Origin of the sequence: Providencia sp. PROV210, from assembly GCF_028479445.1 — a bacterium.
GTDB lineage: Bacteria > Pseudomonadota > Gammaproteobacteria > Enterobacterales > Enterobacteriaceae > Providencia > Providencia rustigianii.
The window spans coordinates 21,173-36,548 of sequence record NZ_JAMPNQ010000001.1; the positions used below are offsets into that span (position 1 = coordinate 21,173).

14 protein-coding genes and 1 pseudogene are annotated in these 15,376 nt (G+C 36.0%); 11 read left to right on the forward strand and 4 right to left on the reverse strand.

Annotation, left to right across the window (positions count from 1 at the left end):
* Positions 1-13: 13 nt before the first annotated feature.
* From PR761_RS00105 to PR761_RS00120, 4 genes are all read right to left on the reverse strand, one after another.
* Positions 14-1,063 carry a hemin-degrading factor gene (locus PR761_RS00105; RefSeq protein WP_006814924.1) on the reverse strand — a complete coding sequence of 350 codons (1,050 nt, stop codon included), beginning with the start codon at positions 1,061-1,063 and terminating at the stop codon, positions 14-16.
* A 24-nt stretch (positions 1,064-1,087) separates the two neighbouring features.
* Positions 1,088-3,091 carry a TonB-dependent hemoglobin/transferrin/lactoferrin family receptor gene (locus tag PR761_RS00110; RefSeq protein WP_112837194.1) on the reverse strand — a complete coding sequence of 668 codons (2,004 nt, stop codon included), beginning with the start codon at positions 3,089-3,091 and terminating at the stop codon, positions 1,088-1,090.
* A gap of 309 nt (positions 3,092-3,400) precedes the next feature.
* The gene (hemP, locus tag PR761_RS00115; RefSeq protein ID WP_084789705.1) at positions 3,401-3,592 is read right to left on the reverse strand and encodes a hemin uptake protein HemP; all 192 of its coding nucleotides are present in this window, start codon (positions 3,590-3,592) and stop codon (positions 3,401-3,403) included.
* A 227-nt stretch (positions 3,593-3,819) separates the two neighbouring features.
* Complete coding sequence (locus PR761_RS00120; RefSeq protein ID WP_039855112.1) at positions 3,820-4,845, reverse strand: isoaspartyl peptidase/L-asparaginase family protein; 1,026 nt, start codon at positions 4,843-4,845, stop codon at positions 3,820-3,822.
* A gap of 417 nt (positions 4,846-5,262) precedes the next feature.
* Here PR761_RS00120 and cspE point away from each other — a divergent pair, with 417 nt between their 5' ends.
* The 11 genes and pseudogenes from cspE (at position 5,263) to PR761_RS00175 (ending at position 15,272) form a co-directional block, all read left to right on the forward strand.
* Entirely contained in the window at positions 5,263-5,475 is a 213-nt protein-coding gene (gene cspE / locus PR761_RS00125; RefSeq protein WP_006814919.1) for a transcription antiterminator/RNA stability regulator CspE, read from the forward strand.
* A gap of 13 nt (positions 5,476-5,488) precedes the next feature.
* Positions 5,489-5,593 (forward strand): annotated as a pseudogene (gene ymcF, locus PR761_RS00130) (cold shock small protein YmcF); the annotation flags it as partial.
* 193 nt (positions 5,594-5,786) lie between these two features.
* Positions 5,787-6,242 (forward strand): MmcQ/YjbR family DNA-binding protein, encoded by a 456-nt coding sequence (locus PR761_RS00135; protein WP_272519326.1) that lies wholly within the window; start codon positions 5,787-5,789, stop codon positions 6,240-6,242.
* Between the two features lie 352 nt (positions 6,243-6,594).
* Positions 6,595-6,858: a type B 50S ribosomal protein L31 gene (locus PR761_RS00140; protein WP_006814917.1), complete on the forward strand. Its 264-nt coding sequence runs from the start codon at positions 6,595-6,597 to the stop codon at positions 6,856-6,858.
* A 127-nt stretch (positions 6,859-6,985) separates the two neighbouring features.
* On the forward strand, positions 6,986-7,630 hold the full coding sequence (zinT, locus tag PR761_RS00145; RefSeq protein ID WP_006814916.1) for a metal-binding protein ZinT: 645 nt from the start codon (positions 6,986-6,988) through the stop codon (positions 7,628-7,630).
* An 890-nt stretch (positions 7,631-8,520) separates the two neighbouring features.
* The gene (locus tag PR761_RS00150; RefSeq protein ID WP_154610641.1) at positions 8,521-8,703 is read left to right on the forward strand and encodes a helix-turn-helix domain-containing protein; all 183 of its coding nucleotides are present in this window, start codon (positions 8,521-8,523) and stop codon (positions 8,701-8,703) included.
* Positions 8,704-9,000: 297 nt separating this feature from the next.
* Positions 9,001-9,612 carry a common pilus major fimbrillin subunit EcpA gene (ecpA, locus tag PR761_RS00155; RefSeq protein ID WP_006814913.1) on the forward strand — a complete coding sequence of 204 codons (612 nt, stop codon included), beginning with the start codon at positions 9,001-9,003 and terminating at the stop codon, positions 9,610-9,612.
* Between the two features lie 97 nt (positions 9,613-9,709).
* Entirely contained in the window at positions 9,710-10,393 is a 684-nt protein-coding gene (locus tag PR761_RS00160; protein WP_112837559.1) for a hypothetical protein, read from the forward strand.
* Positions 10,394-10,412: 19 nt separating this feature from the next.
* Entirely contained in the window at positions 10,413-12,908 is a 2,496-nt protein-coding gene (locus PR761_RS00165; RefSeq protein WP_154610640.1) for a TcfC E-set like domain-containing protein, read from the forward strand.
* 25 nt (positions 12,909-12,933) lie between these two features.
* The gene (locus tag PR761_RS00170; RefSeq protein ID WP_115164570.1) at positions 12,934-14,550 is read left to right on the forward strand and encodes a fimbrial protein; all 1,617 of its coding nucleotides are present in this window, start codon (positions 12,934-12,936) and stop codon (positions 14,548-14,550) included.
* A gap of 32 nt (positions 14,551-14,582) precedes the next feature.
* Positions 14,583-15,272 (forward strand): fimbrial protein, encoded by a 690-nt coding sequence (locus PR761_RS00175; protein ID WP_154610639.1) that lies wholly within the window; start codon positions 14,583-14,585, stop codon positions 15,270-15,272.
* Positions 15,273-15,376 lie beyond the last annotated feature (104 nt).

The window sequence follows — 15,376 nt, forward strand, 5'->3', positions numbered from 1 at the left end:
AATTACCTGATGATTAGATTCTTGGTAGCGACATTACTTGTTGACGCCAGTGTTCTTGCTCTGGGGTACCTTCAGTACGTTGTCCGTACATTTGTGCAATTTGATTTCCTTGCTCATCAAACACTTCAAGGCTAGTCACAAAGCCATCTTCTGTTGGTTTACGCGTGACCCAGCATTCAGCAACACCATTTTCAATCATATGTAAGGTGAAATCTGGATTGAAAATATTCAACCATTTGATATCTGAACCTTCAGATTGATAAGGCATTAAGCGTTTAATTTTTCCAGTAAAAATCTGCACACATCCACGATTACCCACGAAAATCATGATTTCGTTTTGATCTGCGAATGCAGTATTTACGAGCTGATTAAATGAATCATTGGGAACTTTCCAAGCCAGATCATCACTGACGGCGCTAAAAACTTGCTGACGGCTTAAATTGTTCTTTTTCAATAGAATAAAGAACTGATGCACATCCGTCATATTGCGCCATTCTTGCTCTAGTTGCTGCTTTAGCTCATCGCTGATTGGCTGTGCGTTATAAGGCTGTGCTTTTTCAATAGACAGGGTTGGATTTTCAGCCGTTATATATTGCTGAATAAGTGCATTCCATGCAGCGAGATCAGTTTCATCGGTGGTATATACTTTATGTAGCGCATCACCGTGTTTATCAAAGAATTGAATGCTATGGCGCTCACCATTTTTAGCCTCTTCGGTGAGTGTAAAAATGCTATCCCAATGAGAAAAAAACATGCGTAAATCTAGCGCGCGTGGATTAAGAATTAAACCACCATGAGGACTAAATCTTGCATTTTCATAGCGTCCTACTTGTTCGTGAACCACATATTCATTACGAGTAATGGCTTTGACTGGACCAACAGCTTCCAATGCAGTAAGTAAGGTTGGTGCATCGACATTTAAGCGCTGAGCTTTATCATGTCCAACTCGAGCGTGTAGAAGCTCACCTTCAGATATATTCAGGTAAGCGGCAAGATCCCTCGCATATTTGGCTTTATTATCTTTCTTAGCTTGTTGATAATGTTCAAAAATTGTTGAATTCACAAGTATCTCCTTTGTGTGTGTGAATTACCATTGGAAGCTGACAAGTAGCTTAGCATTACGCCCATCTTGGGGTATCCCCTGAGAGGAGTAATACTCTTTGTCAAATGCGTTACCTAAAACGACGCTGGTATCTAAGCCTTTAAGCTGTCCATTACCTTGATAACTGACATAAAAGTCATGAACGGCGTAGCCGGCTTGTTGTTCAATTTTGGTCGCTTTATTGAAGTCAGTATGATTGGTGAATTCGCCTAACCAACCAACGGAAAAACCGCTATCTGCAACAGGAACAGATAGATTACTGGTGACAGAATCAGGTTTTATTGAGGTAATGGATTCTCCGTTATATTCATTTTTTCCCTCGGTATGGTTGTATGCGAGGTTCCAAACGAAGTAATCCGTGGTGTAATCCATTGAGGCATCCCATCCCCAAATTTTGGCGCGTTTGGTATTGATCGAGGTAGTGTAGTTATTATCCCAATTTACACGGTCTGGATGAACGTAAGTATTGATATAGTCTTTGGCTTTAGTGTCGAAATAACTGGCTTTAAAACGTAAATTATCATGAGCCATTAATAAATCATCAAAGCGTAAGCCAAAACCGTATTCAGCGGTTTTAGTTGATTCGGGTTTCAGATTAGGGTTGGGACGCCAGCGATTGACAATAGGGCCAGCTTGGAAATGCACGGAATCGTTATACATTTCCATCATAGTTGGTGCACGAAATGCTTCTGAATAAGACGCAAATAGCATTGACCAGTCTGTTGGTGTAATGCTGACAGCTGCTTTTGATGACCATTGGTCTTCTTTAACGTCTTTATTACCTTTTGCTGAAGATTTGTAATTGTCGTAGCGTGTTCCTAAAATAAAGGAAACTGGTAAATCTTTTAAGGTAATTTCATCTTGAATAAACCCTGAAGCAAATGTGATATCGGCCTCAGGGAATTGGGTGGTTGTTGCATACGGATTTTGTTTCTGACGATAAGCTTCAGTACCATAGGTAAAATTGTGTGCGGCGAGAGGAAGTTCATAGATTTCAGAACGGTTATCCAATTTTAGCCCATAAGTTTTTTGAGTACGACCTTCGTAGCTTGAATCTTTTCCTTTTGACGTAATATTAACATCAGAGTAATAAGGTGTTGCTTTAAAATTCAACCAATTGTTATCACTTGGATTGAGCTGGTAAGTGGCTTGAAGATCCCGCTGGCGGGTGGTTCTATTCACTTTTAAATTGCTATTACTGACGTTAGCTTGTTGAGGATCTTTTGGCTCATAGGCGTCATTATTGTAGTAACGGATTTGCCCTGAAAGTTTTTGTGAATCATCCAGTTGCCATGTTCCTTTACCCAGCATGTTAGCGATAGTTTCTTTGTTATCCATTTTATCGCCATTGCCTTGACGAATATCACCAACTTCTTTGGTTACAAAACTGAATACACCATCAAGGTCATCGCTTTTCCCAAAAGCTGAGCCTCCAAAGCCAAAGCTGTGATCCCCTGTAGCCGCTTGGCTAAATACTCTGAATCCACTGTTTTTTCCTTCGTCTAACAAGTCTTTAGCATCAACGGTTTCCCATGCGATAACCCCTCCCATAGCACCGCTGCCGTAGAGTAAGGCTGATGGTCCGCGAATGATTTCAACTTGTTTAATTAGAGCCGGATCAAGGAATGTTCCGTTGATATGTCCTGTATCCGTACCTTGGCGAACTCCGTCCACTAGCGTTAAAATTCCGCGGCGGTCAAAACCGCGCATATTGATGTCTTGACCATTGGTACGGCTAGTTCCCGTGATAGCAATACCGGGTACTTTGCGCAAAATATCATTTGCAGTACTGGCGGTTTTTGTTTCTGGAGAGTCATTTTTAATGACGGTAACCATCATTGGTGCATTGAAGCTATCGCGTTCTGTTCCTGTTGCATAAACGGTCATCACATCATGGCGATTGCTAGGTTCAGTTTTTTCAGTTTGCGCTCCAGCCATAATCGGTAACATTGCGCTCGCCAGCACAGACATGCGTAACACTTGTGACATAAAGGTTATACTCCTAAAGCTTTGTGAAATGCATTGGTGGAATTAAGTTCATGAGCAGGCCGTTATGGCGTATTTGTCGGAATGTTGCGGCGAGAAAAGTCGTGGATTGCAGGTAGGGAGTGAAAGAGTTTCAATCCCTTTAATTGCGGATGAGGCTTGAATTTTAGCCCGAAAGTTACCCAGAGTTGCAGCAGCAAAATCCATTGAAAACACCATAAAAACTGTGTCCTGATATATGAAGTTAAGCTGGCTGCCTAGATTGATAAGTCTTAGGTGGCTTGCGAGATAGATTTTTATTGATACTAAATACTATTTTGTTAGGATCAGTTTGCCTGTACGTGTTTGACGTAATTGATAAATTTCACCACGATGTTGAATGGCAACTTTACCTGAAGCCCCTAATAATTGCTGGCTTTCTATTAGGTCTGTTTTAATCATCACATCGATGACTTTTGTCGGTTGTATTGTTTCTGTGATTGTCTCAGAAAGTGGCTTGGTCATATTATTCACCACGGCAATTGTACTGATAATGAAAATGATATTGATAATTATTATCTTTAAAAATGTTGTCAATATCAAGTAATTTTCACAATCAATCAACAAGAGAACTACATTAAAGAGAGGAGGAATGAAACTCGAATACCAACGTATGATAGATATATATGCTTTGGGATGAGATTAAATGGGCAGAATATTTCCACCCATCATAAATAATGTTGGCTGATTAATTAGTCTTTGTAAATAGAGACATGGGGAACCCCATCATTGCCAATAGTGCCTCGGTACATACCTTCAGAGTTAAACTCCATGGCATAATTCCCTGATTTATCAAGCACAATGACACCACCACTACCATTCAATTCCTTAACTTCATCAAGTGCGTTACGTGCCGCTTCAGAAATGGGGGTTTTGTTATATTTAACTTGAGCAGCGATATTGTGAGCTGTTGCTGTACGAATAAACATTTCCCCAGATCCTGTCGCAGAGACTGCTACGCTATTATTATCAGCATAGTTACCCGCCCCAATAATTGGAGAGTCGCCCACTCGACCAAAGCGTTTATTGGTCATACCACCCGTTGATGTTCCTGCTGCGATGTTGCCATTTTTATCGAGGGCTACCGCGCCTACTGTGCCATATTTGTAGTCATACATCATCGGGTCAACAAAAAGGGCGGCATTTTTTCCATCATGGTCGAGTACAACTTGTTCTTTAGCTTTTGCTTTTTGGAGTTGTTCCCAACGAAAATCAGTTCGAAAATAGGATGGGTCAACAATTTCAATACCTTGTTCCGCCGCAAATTGTTCGGCGCCCTTGGATACCATCATCACATGAGGGCTTTTTGTCATGACGGCATATGCCGCATTAATTGGATTTTTGATATTTGTGACACCTGCAACAGCACCAGCTTTACGGTTGCTACCATCCATGATGGAAGCATCCATTTCATTGCGTCCATCATGGGTGAATACCGCACCCTTACCGGCATTAAATAAAGGGGAGTCCTCCATAACATTGATTGATGCTTGGACTGCATCAAGGCTGGTTCCACCTTTATTTAATACTGCATAACCTGCCTCTAAAGCTTCGGTGAGCTTTTCTTGATACTCTTTTTCTTGCTGAGGCGTAATGGTATTTTTGGTTATTGTTCCTGCTCCTCCATGGATCACAAGGCGGATTGGCAACTCAGTTGCAGCATAGGCTTGTAAAGAAAATGAAGCAGCAAACAAACATCCTAGCAGAGATAATTTCATGATTATTTCCTTCCAGTTATTTGATAATTCGTCATTTTTGGAACAAAAAAGTATATTGTTGAAAATACTTAACATTCAATAAATAACATCATTTTATGGAGTGGCTATCACAAAGATTTGTATGCGGTTTCAGGGCAAACAACATGAAATTGTGGCATAGGATTAGAATCTCAGTTTTAAAATAATTATCATATTTATGAAAAAAACATTGCTATGCGTAAGGATATATGAGTAAATATGCTCATCGGTTTGGAAGTACAGACCTATTTATGAAAGCAAGTTTTGAAAAGTTCCCCGTTTAGCGTTATCCCATAGATATCCATTCGTAGTGAATTCCTCCTAATTAGTTCCATAAGTATCAAGAAACATCAAACCTATATGCCGTGTGGCAACAATTAAAATTTAAAGGAATTCAATATGTCTAATACAATGACTGGTTTAGTAAAATGGTTTAACGATGATAAAGGTTTCGGCTTTATTACTCCTGCAGATGGAAGCAAAGATGTGTTTGTTCACTTTTCTGCAATCCAAAGTGATGATTTCAAAACGCTCCATGAAGGGCAAAAAGTCAGCTTTTCGGTAGAAAGTGGTGCAAAAGGTCCAGCAGCCGCAAACGTGGTGGCACTTTAAGGGCGATATCTTTATGAGGTGCCCTTGTTGTAAAGGGTCACAATATAGACGCTACCATTTTGAAGCAACAAAAAGTAACCCTTCCGGTGCTAAATGTATTTTTTGTAAGTCGGCGATGCAAGCTGCTTAATATAATGCTCAAAATTTCAAAACCCTGCCAATCGGCGGGGTTTTTTCGTTTCTAGCGACTAAAGAATTCAAAAGATATCGATTTTATTTACATAAGAGCTATTAGCCACTCTTGAGTTAACGCTAAACACAAAGAATTTCACTATCGGAGATATTTTTGTAGCTTACGGTCGGGTTTATCGGTGAATTATGGTTATTCCGCAATGTGCGTTCACTTGTCTAATCCTAATGTTGCATTTAATCTAATATTACTGACAATAATTGATGAGATTAGTGAAATGAAGAGAAATGAGCTTGTAGACTATATTCAGAGTAACTATGGCTCCAGTGCTGAATATCCGTGGGCTAAATATCCGAACTACATTGTTTTCAGACATAAAAATAATTCAAAGTGGTTTGCTATTATCATGGATATCCCTTCTAAAAAATTAAATGGGAGCGATAGTGATGATATCGTTGATATTATTGATCTCAAGGTTCCGCCTGAGTTAGTAGGATCATTACGATTAAAAGAACATGTTTATCCTGCATACCATATGAATAAAGAGCATTGGGTAACTATAAAGTTGGGGAAAGGTTTCCCTGATAATGAGCTTAAAGCATTGATCGAAGATAGTTATAGGCTAACTGCAAAGTAGTCAACCTTATTCATATATGGATTAGCGGCATCTCTATACTCAAGCCGTATTTAATCCATGAGTTCATCTACTAATGACATAAAATTGCATTATAAGCCTCGCTTCGTGGACTTACCCCATAAATTCTGATGCATAAGCTTTAATATAGAGAGACATCTTAACGTTGGTTGATAATGACAAAATAGATTAATGAGTATGGAATTTGAGATCTAGGTTCGTATATATAGTTATTATCGTAAGCCTTTCGGCTTATTTTCCAATATAAAACAAGATTAAAAAAAGAGTGGTCAATCATGCTAAAAAAGACTATTGTTATGTTATAACGTAACAGCAATCTAAGCAGGAGATAATCATGAAATCTGATATTCACCCACATTACCGAACAGTAATTTTCCATGACACTACTGTTGATGCTTATTTTAAAGTTGGATCAACAATAAAAACAGAAAGAGTTATTGAATTTGAAGGACAAACTTACCCGTATGTCACTCTTGATGTGTCTTCACACTCTCATCCGTTCTATACCGGAAAGCAGAGGATCAATATCCAGGAAGGCAATGTTTCCCGTTTTAATAAGCGCTTCGGTCATTTTGTGCAAAAAAGAGAGGAAAACTAATGCTGGTATTAAGTTCGCAGCTATATATGCAATGGAGCGATCAGAGTTGTAAAATTTGTCACTATCATGTTGGTACTGACATGATTTGCAAAGCGAATCCGTGTATTAAATCATTACAGGAGAATATATGACTACAAAAAATATTCTCCGACTGCTGTTACTAACTAGTTTATTTAGTGGCACTGCAATTGCACATGGACATCATCACGATAAGCAGCAAACGGAAGCACAACGTAAAGCTGCGAGCGGAATTTTTGAGGATAAGGATGTTAAGGACCGAAAACTAAGTGATTGGGATGGGGTTTGGCAATCTGTTGAACCTTATCTCACCAATGGTACTTTGGATCCAGTAATGCAGGCGAAAGCTGAAAAAAATAAGGATAAGACAGTAGAAGAGTATCGTACTTATTATACTAAGGGATATAAAACGGATGTGGATATGATTGGTATTGAAAATAATATCATTGAATTCCACCGAGGAGATAAGGTAGAACAATGTGAATATACCTATTCAGGCTATCGGATTCTAACTTATACATCAGGTAAAAAAGGGGTGCGTTATTTATTTGAGTGTAAAGATAAAAATAGCCATGCTCCCAAGTTTATTCAGTTCAGTGACCATATTATTTCCCCTGAAAAAGCTGCACACTTCCATCTTTATATGGGAAATGAATCACATGAAGCTTTATTGGTCCAACTGGATAACTGGCCGACATATTATCCATATTCGATGAACGAAAAAGATATCGTACACGAGATGCTTTATCATTAATAACGTATCAGCATAGCGATTAAATTTTTATTAGCACCTCTGAATTTAGAACTTATTCTGGGGTGCTGTTTAATTTATATTGATCTAAAACAATGACAGTATCTAGCTAATCCACATGCTTAAACATACCCCTGATTCGTATTCTTTCTTGCACAACCTAGTCCTCCAAAAGCATATTTCAATTTTTAGCATGACCTAATTGTTTAAAATTCACTCACTTCAACAAGGCTCAATTGGATATTTTGACACCAGCTTTAATACCAATCAGTCGAATTAGCTAATTTTTATTGTGTATTCGCCAATTTACTTAAACAATCTATTAATAGAATAACGAAATAGTTACACAACGTAATAATATTTTCTATAATCTCCTTGGTAATAAAATTAAACATCTTCAATAAAAGCCTTAGTATTTTAAATATTCTAATTAAACTTAAAGATATGAAACTAAATACTACCCAATTGTATATTATTAGATAAAAAACTAATTACACACATTATGAGTAAAATTTATTTTAAATAATTCAAAATATTTGAAAGTGTAACAAATTGAAAATATAAATGATGTTAAGTGTGTTTTTTAATATAAACATGGGAAAAGTAAATTTTTTTAAAAAAATATTTAAAATATACAAAGTAAGGTATTATTTTTTAAATATACTTATTTATCATCTGGTTGCAAATAGATTGATTATTCCTCTTGCGTATTTCTACGGACTGAAATAAATTCCAGCGACTAAAAATTCATCATCAATAGTTTAAATCTATCAAAGTACTCATTTTGAATGGTAAAAACATTTTAATCTTATTATTATCTCCCTATATCATTACTACACATCACGACATGTAAATAAGAAATGAAAATTTAAGCCATTATTGGAAATATGCTTATGGGATATAACTCAATCAGTTTTTATGCAGGTAAATTCTTACGGAAAGCAAGAAAAGAAAAAAACATGACTGGTAAGCAATTAGCTAAATTAATGCATGTCAGCCAGCAACAAATATCTCGATATGAAACTGGAAGAACATCTTTAACTTTAGAACAGTTAAGCCAATTATTGTTTTTTTAGATAAATCATGGGGGGAGCTAATTCAGGTCATTGAAACTGAAATTGAAATTGAAAAAAAATCAATAAACAAGGACGAGTTGATAAATAATTACTCGTTAAGTAAGTATTTGATAGATAGCCTTGCTAAGAAATAATCTAATTTATATTTAAATATCATTTTATTAAAGAGACAAAAGCCAAATAACTTATGCTTTAAGAGTTATTAATGGTGATTATCTTTTATAAAAAACACAACTAAAAGTGTTTTTTATATTATGTAATTATTTTTGTATAGTGAATGTTAATAGAGAGAATAATATGTTAAATAAAAAAATGACTTCGGTGTTGTTGTCTACGATCATTGCTGCTTCTTTTACTTCAATTGCCAATGCAGAGACACGTACCGCGCAAGCTACTGCAACATGGCAAGCGACAGCAATTAAAGATACTACGAGCATGCTAGTTGTTACGCCATTAAAAAGCCTTACTTTTAATTATGCAGAAGGCCAAAAAAGTTTTAATCAACAAAATGGTGCATTTGATATTGCTATTCAAGGGCTAGCTGGTGCAACTGATTTTAAATTAGCATCTAAAATTGTTGCAAATACATTAGCAAGAACAACAGATGATTCTAAATTAACCGTTGGCGTTAAATGGAATGGCGAAAATCTAAACAATGCGACTGATACTGTATTAATTGATACTTCAAAAGGTCTAACTTCAGGTTTGGATAATTTAGCTGCTGATGGTGTATATAACGGTGCAGACCGCGCAACAGATCGTGGTGAGTTTACCTTTAATATTGCAAGTGCCGAATCTGCAGGCTCTCCTACTGACTTTAACTCCTTAACAGATGGTGTTTGGGACGGAGATGTGAAAGTACAATTTACTGCAACTTGGGATGGTACTTTTGCTCCTGTTGTTCCATAAGTCCTTTGTGATTTCTAAGTAACATATTTATCTCACGATAAAGATAATATAAGGACATGATATCTTTATCGTCATTCTATTTATGAACTATATGACTATGAAAAAAATAATATTTATTGCCATTTCATTTTTTTTATTACCAATTAAAACTAGCTTGGCAGTCAATGTTGGTAATATTACTGAGATTATATCGTCAAATGAAGAGACATTAGCAAAAGAAATTGAAAATACGGTTAATACTGCAAGGTTGGTAAATCTTAGTATTGAGAAAATTGATTCCCCTTTAGAGGGGGGAAAGATTATTTCAGTTAATAATCCTAATGAAATATTATCTACTCCAGCAAATTTAATTTTGCCAGGCAATGCTAAGGATGTTTTTAAAATTATCTATCAAGGTCCAAAGGATGATAATGAACGATATTATCGACTAAATTGGAAAGATGATCCTATTGGTGAGAGTGGAATTACTCAAAGTTCTAAATCTGCATCCGCTACAACATCTGCGACGATTAGCACTATTTTAGTCGTGGCACCTAGAATAGAAAAGTTCAAGTATAAATACAGTAATTCTATTGTTTCAAATTTGGGGAATAGCTCTTTCCGTGTAGTAGCGTCTGGACCTTGTTTAATCGAAAAACAAAAAGAGGGTATTGATGGTATTTGTCGTGAGCGTTATTACCTTATGCCTAATTTAGCTGTAACACTAAGGCTCGTCGACCTTAATAATAAAAAATCAAGCGTTGGTATATGGCATCAAGGGGAGTTCATTGTTGTCAAATAATTAAGACTGGACTTTAAATATGCGTAAGAATGTTATTGCACTATCAATAATGAGTGTTATTTTTTCGAATGCCATTAATGCTAACGAATTAAAAAGTATTAAAATTGGAGGATATGTTATCCCTCCTGCTTTTGTAGTGGCATTAGAAGAGGGGATGTCTATACCTGTATTCTTACGACTAGACAATGAATCACAACAAAGTCAAAGTGAAAATAAAATTGCTGATGCCATTATTATTATCGAACAAGGAAAAATTAAGCTTGCAAATATACATCTTGTTGATGGTAATAAAGGCCCTCAATTAAATAAGGTATTAATTGAAAAAATAGAACAGCAGCAGGATACATTTTTTAACGAAAATAATGGTATTGTGATCGATAATAATGCCACGTTAAAATTAAATATATCATCATTTAATTTATCCTTAGATGTAGATAAAAAAGCCTTTTCACCGAAAAAGCGCATGAGGCAATTTGCCTTAGGTGACTCTTCGGTTAATGCTATTTCTGCTGTTACAAATTATGATTTAGGTGTGTTTCAAAGCCAAGTTAAGAATAGTAATAATTCATCCAGTAGCTATTTCAACTTGGATACACTTTTCGCTATTGCTGAGCATCATTTAAATATTAATGCATCGGCATACAGTATTGGGAAATCAAATTCCAGTGTTGATCTTTACCGTGCAATGTATGAACGTGATTTTAATGGTTTTCGTTTTGCGATAGGGTTAATGAGCACGTGGAATTTACAGTCAATCGCCAGTTTAACTACCCTTAGTAGCAGTAAAATTTATGCAGCCTCTATTGGCAATAACTCATCTAGTGTTGTCGTTAATAAACAATATTCTCTGACACCTATTTATGCATTTTTAAATAGTCCCGGAGAGGTTCGTATTTATCGCCAAGGTAAGTTATTAAACATTCAAAATTTTCCTATGGGAAATTATGAAGTTGATACTAGCGTACTGCCTTTTGGTATTTATGATGTCACGATTGAAACTGTTGTTGATGGAAAAATTGTTACAACACAAAATCAAACAATTAATAAGTCTTTTGGCGCTATGACAGCCGGTTCCGATAAAATAAATTGGGAAATTTACGGGGGGTATGTTGATTTTGATAAAAAAAATTATGTTAGAGGTGAGGATTCACATAGCCAAACACCGAGTAAAAGCTATTTATTAGGTGGCTCTTTGGCAAAAGGATTTCCAGTATTATCTGGACTTAATTTAACCATGTCTAACTATGGTTTTGATAAGTATTTGGTGAATGAAACAAGTGTTAATTTATCCGTAAATGAATATGTTTCTGTATCTTGGCAAGGAATGATTGAAAATCATGGAAGTCATCGAAATATTGGCACTATTTCAGTCAATATACCAGAAGGCTATGGTTCAATTTGGGCATCAAAAGAAAAAACGATAATAAAAGGTGATTTACCACTTTATGATGCTGATAGTTATTCTTATGGGGGCACATTTAATTTCGATAAAATTATTGATAGAACAGGTAGCTTTACTATCAGTAACACAAGGGATAGCCGTGTAGGGAGTGACTCGATAAATTATGAATATTCAAATACTTTATTTTCAGGTAGTTATGGAACCATAGGGTTAAGAACGGGGGTTCAACGCTATCATTACGATAATCAAAATAGTACTAATGAAAAATATATTAATCTTGATTTCTCATTGCCATTAACTACATGGATAAGCACCGGCATTTCATCAACAAATGGGAATATAAAAGCTAATATTTATGCAAATAAGAGTTTTGAAGATTCAGTAATAACGAATGCAGGAGTATCTGTTTCTAAATTAGTTCGTGATAAAAATAACGGAGAGTCTGATATTTCTACATTAGCTTATGCATCCTATGACATGAAATATAATTCAGGTACTGTCACGATAAACCGACCAGACAGCGATCGAATAAATGGGAATTTGACGTCGCGAGGTTCTGTTGCTTATGGTGGAGGAAAAATAACACCAAGTGGTCAACAAGGTAAAGCAGGGGTTATTATCAATTCTAGTATTCAAGGGGATGGCAGTATGGTGGCCCAAGTTAATGGACAAAATTATCCAATTAGTGGAAAAAATACGTTTATTCCATTGTCGCCATACTCTGATTACGACATTCAATTAATGAATGATGGTAAATCAAAAGATAGTTTTGACATTGTATCTGGGCGAAGTAAGTCAGTGACGTTATACCCCGGTAATATAGCTATTTATCAACCTGAAGTGAGACAGTTGGTGACTGTATTTGGTCGCCTTAAATCACCAGCAGGTGAGTTTATTAAATACGCTTCAATACGTAACCATATTGGTCGAACTAAAACGGATCATAATGGTGAGTTTTCAATGGATGTAGATGTGCGTTATCCCGTTATTTCGCTTTTACAGGAAGATGAAAAAACGATCTGTGAAGCTGATTTAAATTTAGAAGGTGCTCGTGGAGCATTATGGTTAGGTGATGTTACCTGTGATCCTCAAGAAGCATTCGCGAAACGCTAAATAAATATTTTAAGGTTAATATAATATGCGATTACTATTGGTATTAGCATTATTTTTTTCATTCGCTACTTTAACACCTAATTCATTTTCGGCGACATCTGCATTGCAGGAATATGTTATTGTCGAAAATCAAATTGATAATGAATTTTTTATCGTTGCTAATAGGGTTGACCCTCGTTTTTCTGGCTCAAATATTTTTACAAAATATCAGAGAAATAGTCAGTTAAGTTTGGGCTATATGGGGTATACAGGATCGCCTTTTAGCTCAACTTATAATATTGGTGATATTTGGCTAGAGAATTCACCAGTCAATCAGCCTTTCCTGGGTAACCGCTGTATGACAAATAATCGAAATTGCCCAGCAACTTCTTATTGGCCCGCACAACAATTACGTGATAATGGGGCTTATAAAATTCAGCAAACGGGAACTCCGGGTGAGTCTGGTTACTCAAGACCTATTTTTTCTGAATCATTTTATCGTTGGCTTGCAGAGCTACCGCCAGGGACAGAGTACACATTTGACTTAAGAACCTGCACTAGTCGAGATGATTACGATCTTAGTTCTTCAACATGTATGACAAGCGGAGGTCGAACTTCTACTCAGCAACATTTTATTCCAACGAATAAGAAAGGAAATATTATCTTAAAAGGGACAGGGGCGCTTCAGGAGGTTTTTGTTGATAGTAATGGTAATCCTACGGTTGGTTTAGGTTCTAATTTTTGCTCAATAGGCATTGTAGGGAATGTATCTGGTGTCATATGCAAATTAGTAGAGCTAGAAACGAAAGGGACATCTATTAGTGGCTCGTTCACGGTTAGAATGTATATTGACCATCAAAAATTAGGTTTGACAGCGTCTCCTAGAGCCGCATTAATTCAATACAAAGGAAGTAATAGCACTCGCTGGACTAACTGGTCATCAACCACAAATATGTCAGAAATATTTAATAATGGATCACCGGATATTGAGGTTTTTCTATCAAGTACCTATTTGAAATCGATTGTAGATGCTTCTCCAAACTCAACTGTGACTCTTGCAGATAGTGTGTATACTTTTGCATTTCAATCACCACTCCCTCAATCGGGATTTTATGAGTTTACGCCATCAAATTATCTGGTAATAAAACCGAGAGATTATGGAATTAGTATAATTCCTGCGGATTTTAATCCAATTCAATCTAAAACCGGGAAAGTGGGAAGCAGTGAACCGCCAATCGAATTTAATTATATTGTGACAACTAGTGGGCCTCGACAAGCGGATTCGATTACAGCCAAGGTAGAAGGACCTAATGTGAATATAAAAGGGCAAAGCTATTGTTTATTCTCTTCTGATGATGACAAACTTAAAGTCCCTTTTTCTGCTTATCTGGTTTTTAAAAATGGAAATGGTACAGAAGCCACCTATCGAGCAAGTTGTGATAGTAATGAAATATCGTTAAAAAACGCATTATGGGAAGAGACTCCTTGGGATAGGCCTAATCAGGATTCAGGGCGTTTTTACCGAACAAATCTCGATTTACGTTTTCCAATGAATGATTCAACTTCGTTGTTTACTCTTGATGGTATTGATTGGTTAGGTACGGTATCTGCTAGTGGATCTGTTGTTGTAAAAGCAATTTGGACTGGTCCGGATATACAATAGATATATATGTTTTTATAAGAGTGCATAATGAAATGAGAGATGGAAAATTATATTTTTTGCTTAAAATCTCACTGTTTTTAGTGATGTTTTTCTTTTATGGTAAGGCTTATGCGCTCTATGTTGATGCCGATATATCTTCAATGGAGGCGGATAAAACATTTTTTTCAAAGTCTTATATTAACGATACTAAAAAAACAAACCTATATAACTTTAGTGCTTATAAAATTGATAGACCAGGAAGCAAAGAAAACGGTGAGCCTATTACGGAAGGTGAAATCATTTTTACACCATTAAAAAAAATTTTATTACCGGGAGAGAGGGAGTTCTTCAAAATTTTTTATCGTGGAAAAAGTGATAATCAAGAGCGCTATTACAAAATTATTATTAGCGAAACACCACTGGAAATGCAAAGTGATGATTCTAAGAAACAACAGACGTTGTTTTATCCAACCATGAGTTTAGAAACCTACTTTGTGGTTAGGCCGAAGAATATTGATTTTAAATATGATGTAAGAGCTAGCGAAGGTGTGCTAAAAAATACGGGTAACACTTATTTTAGAGTCGTTATTCATAATAACTGCCAAGTTGATGATGAAGATGAAGTTCCTTTAATGTTCTATTTGCTGCCACAACAAGAGTATCGGCACCCTCAACTGAGTAAGAGAAGTCGAAAATATATTGTTATTTTTGATAAATATTATTCGATTAGTAACTGTGAATAGTAGTTTTATATAATTTGAAGTCTAATGATGATTGGCTCTGATATATTTAACAGAGTTCCTTCAAGCTATTTTTCAAGTTTCTTAATAGGCTGGCGGGAGTTGAA

Excerpts from the sequence above, each read along its gene's own strand:
- PR761_RS00110 (WP_112837194.1), bottom strand. The coding sequence starts at position 3,091 with ATGTCACAAGTGTTACGCATGTCTGTGCTGGCGAGCGCAATGTTACCG.
- PR761_RS00165 (WP_154610640.1), top strand. The coding sequence starts at position 10,413 with ATGCGTAAGAATGTTATTGCACTATCAATAATGAGTGTTATTTTTTCG.
- PR761_RS00175 (WP_154610639.1), top strand. The coding sequence starts at position 14,583 with ATGAGAGATGGAAAATTATATTTTTTGCTTAAAATCTCACTGTTTTTA.
- PR761_RS00140 (WP_006814917.1), top strand. The coding sequence starts at position 6,595 with ATGAAATCTGATATTCACCCACATTACCGAACAGTAATTTTCCATGAC.
- zinT (WP_006814916.1), top strand. The coding sequence starts at position 6,986 with ATGACTACAAAAAATATTCTCCGACTGCTGTTACTAACTAGTTTATTT.
- PR761_RS00150 (WP_154610641.1), top strand. The coding sequence starts at position 8,521 with ATGGGATATAACTCAATCAGTTTTTATGCAGGTAAATTCTTACGGAAA.
- PR761_RS00120 (WP_039855112.1), bottom strand. The coding sequence starts at position 4,845 with ATGAAATTATCTCTGCTAGGATGTTTGTTTGCTGCTTCATTTTCTTTA.
- hemP (WP_084789705.1), bottom strand. The coding sequence starts at position 3,592 with ATGACCAAGCCACTTTCTGAGACAATCACAGAAACAATACAACCGACA.
- ecpA (WP_006814913.1), top strand. The coding sequence starts at position 9,001 with ATGTTAAATAAAAAAATGACTTCGGTGTTGTTGTCTACGATCATTGCT.
- PR761_RS00170 (WP_115164570.1), top strand. The coding sequence starts at position 12,934 with ATGCGATTACTATTGGTATTAGCATTATTTTTTTCATTCGCTACTTTA.
- PR761_RS00160 (WP_112837559.1), top strand. The coding sequence starts at position 9,710 with ATGAAAAAAATAATATTTATTGCCATTTCATTTTTTTTATTACCAATT.
- cspE (WP_006814919.1), top strand. The coding sequence starts at position 5,263 with ATGTCTAATACAATGACTGGTTTAGTAAAATGGTTTAACGATGATAAA.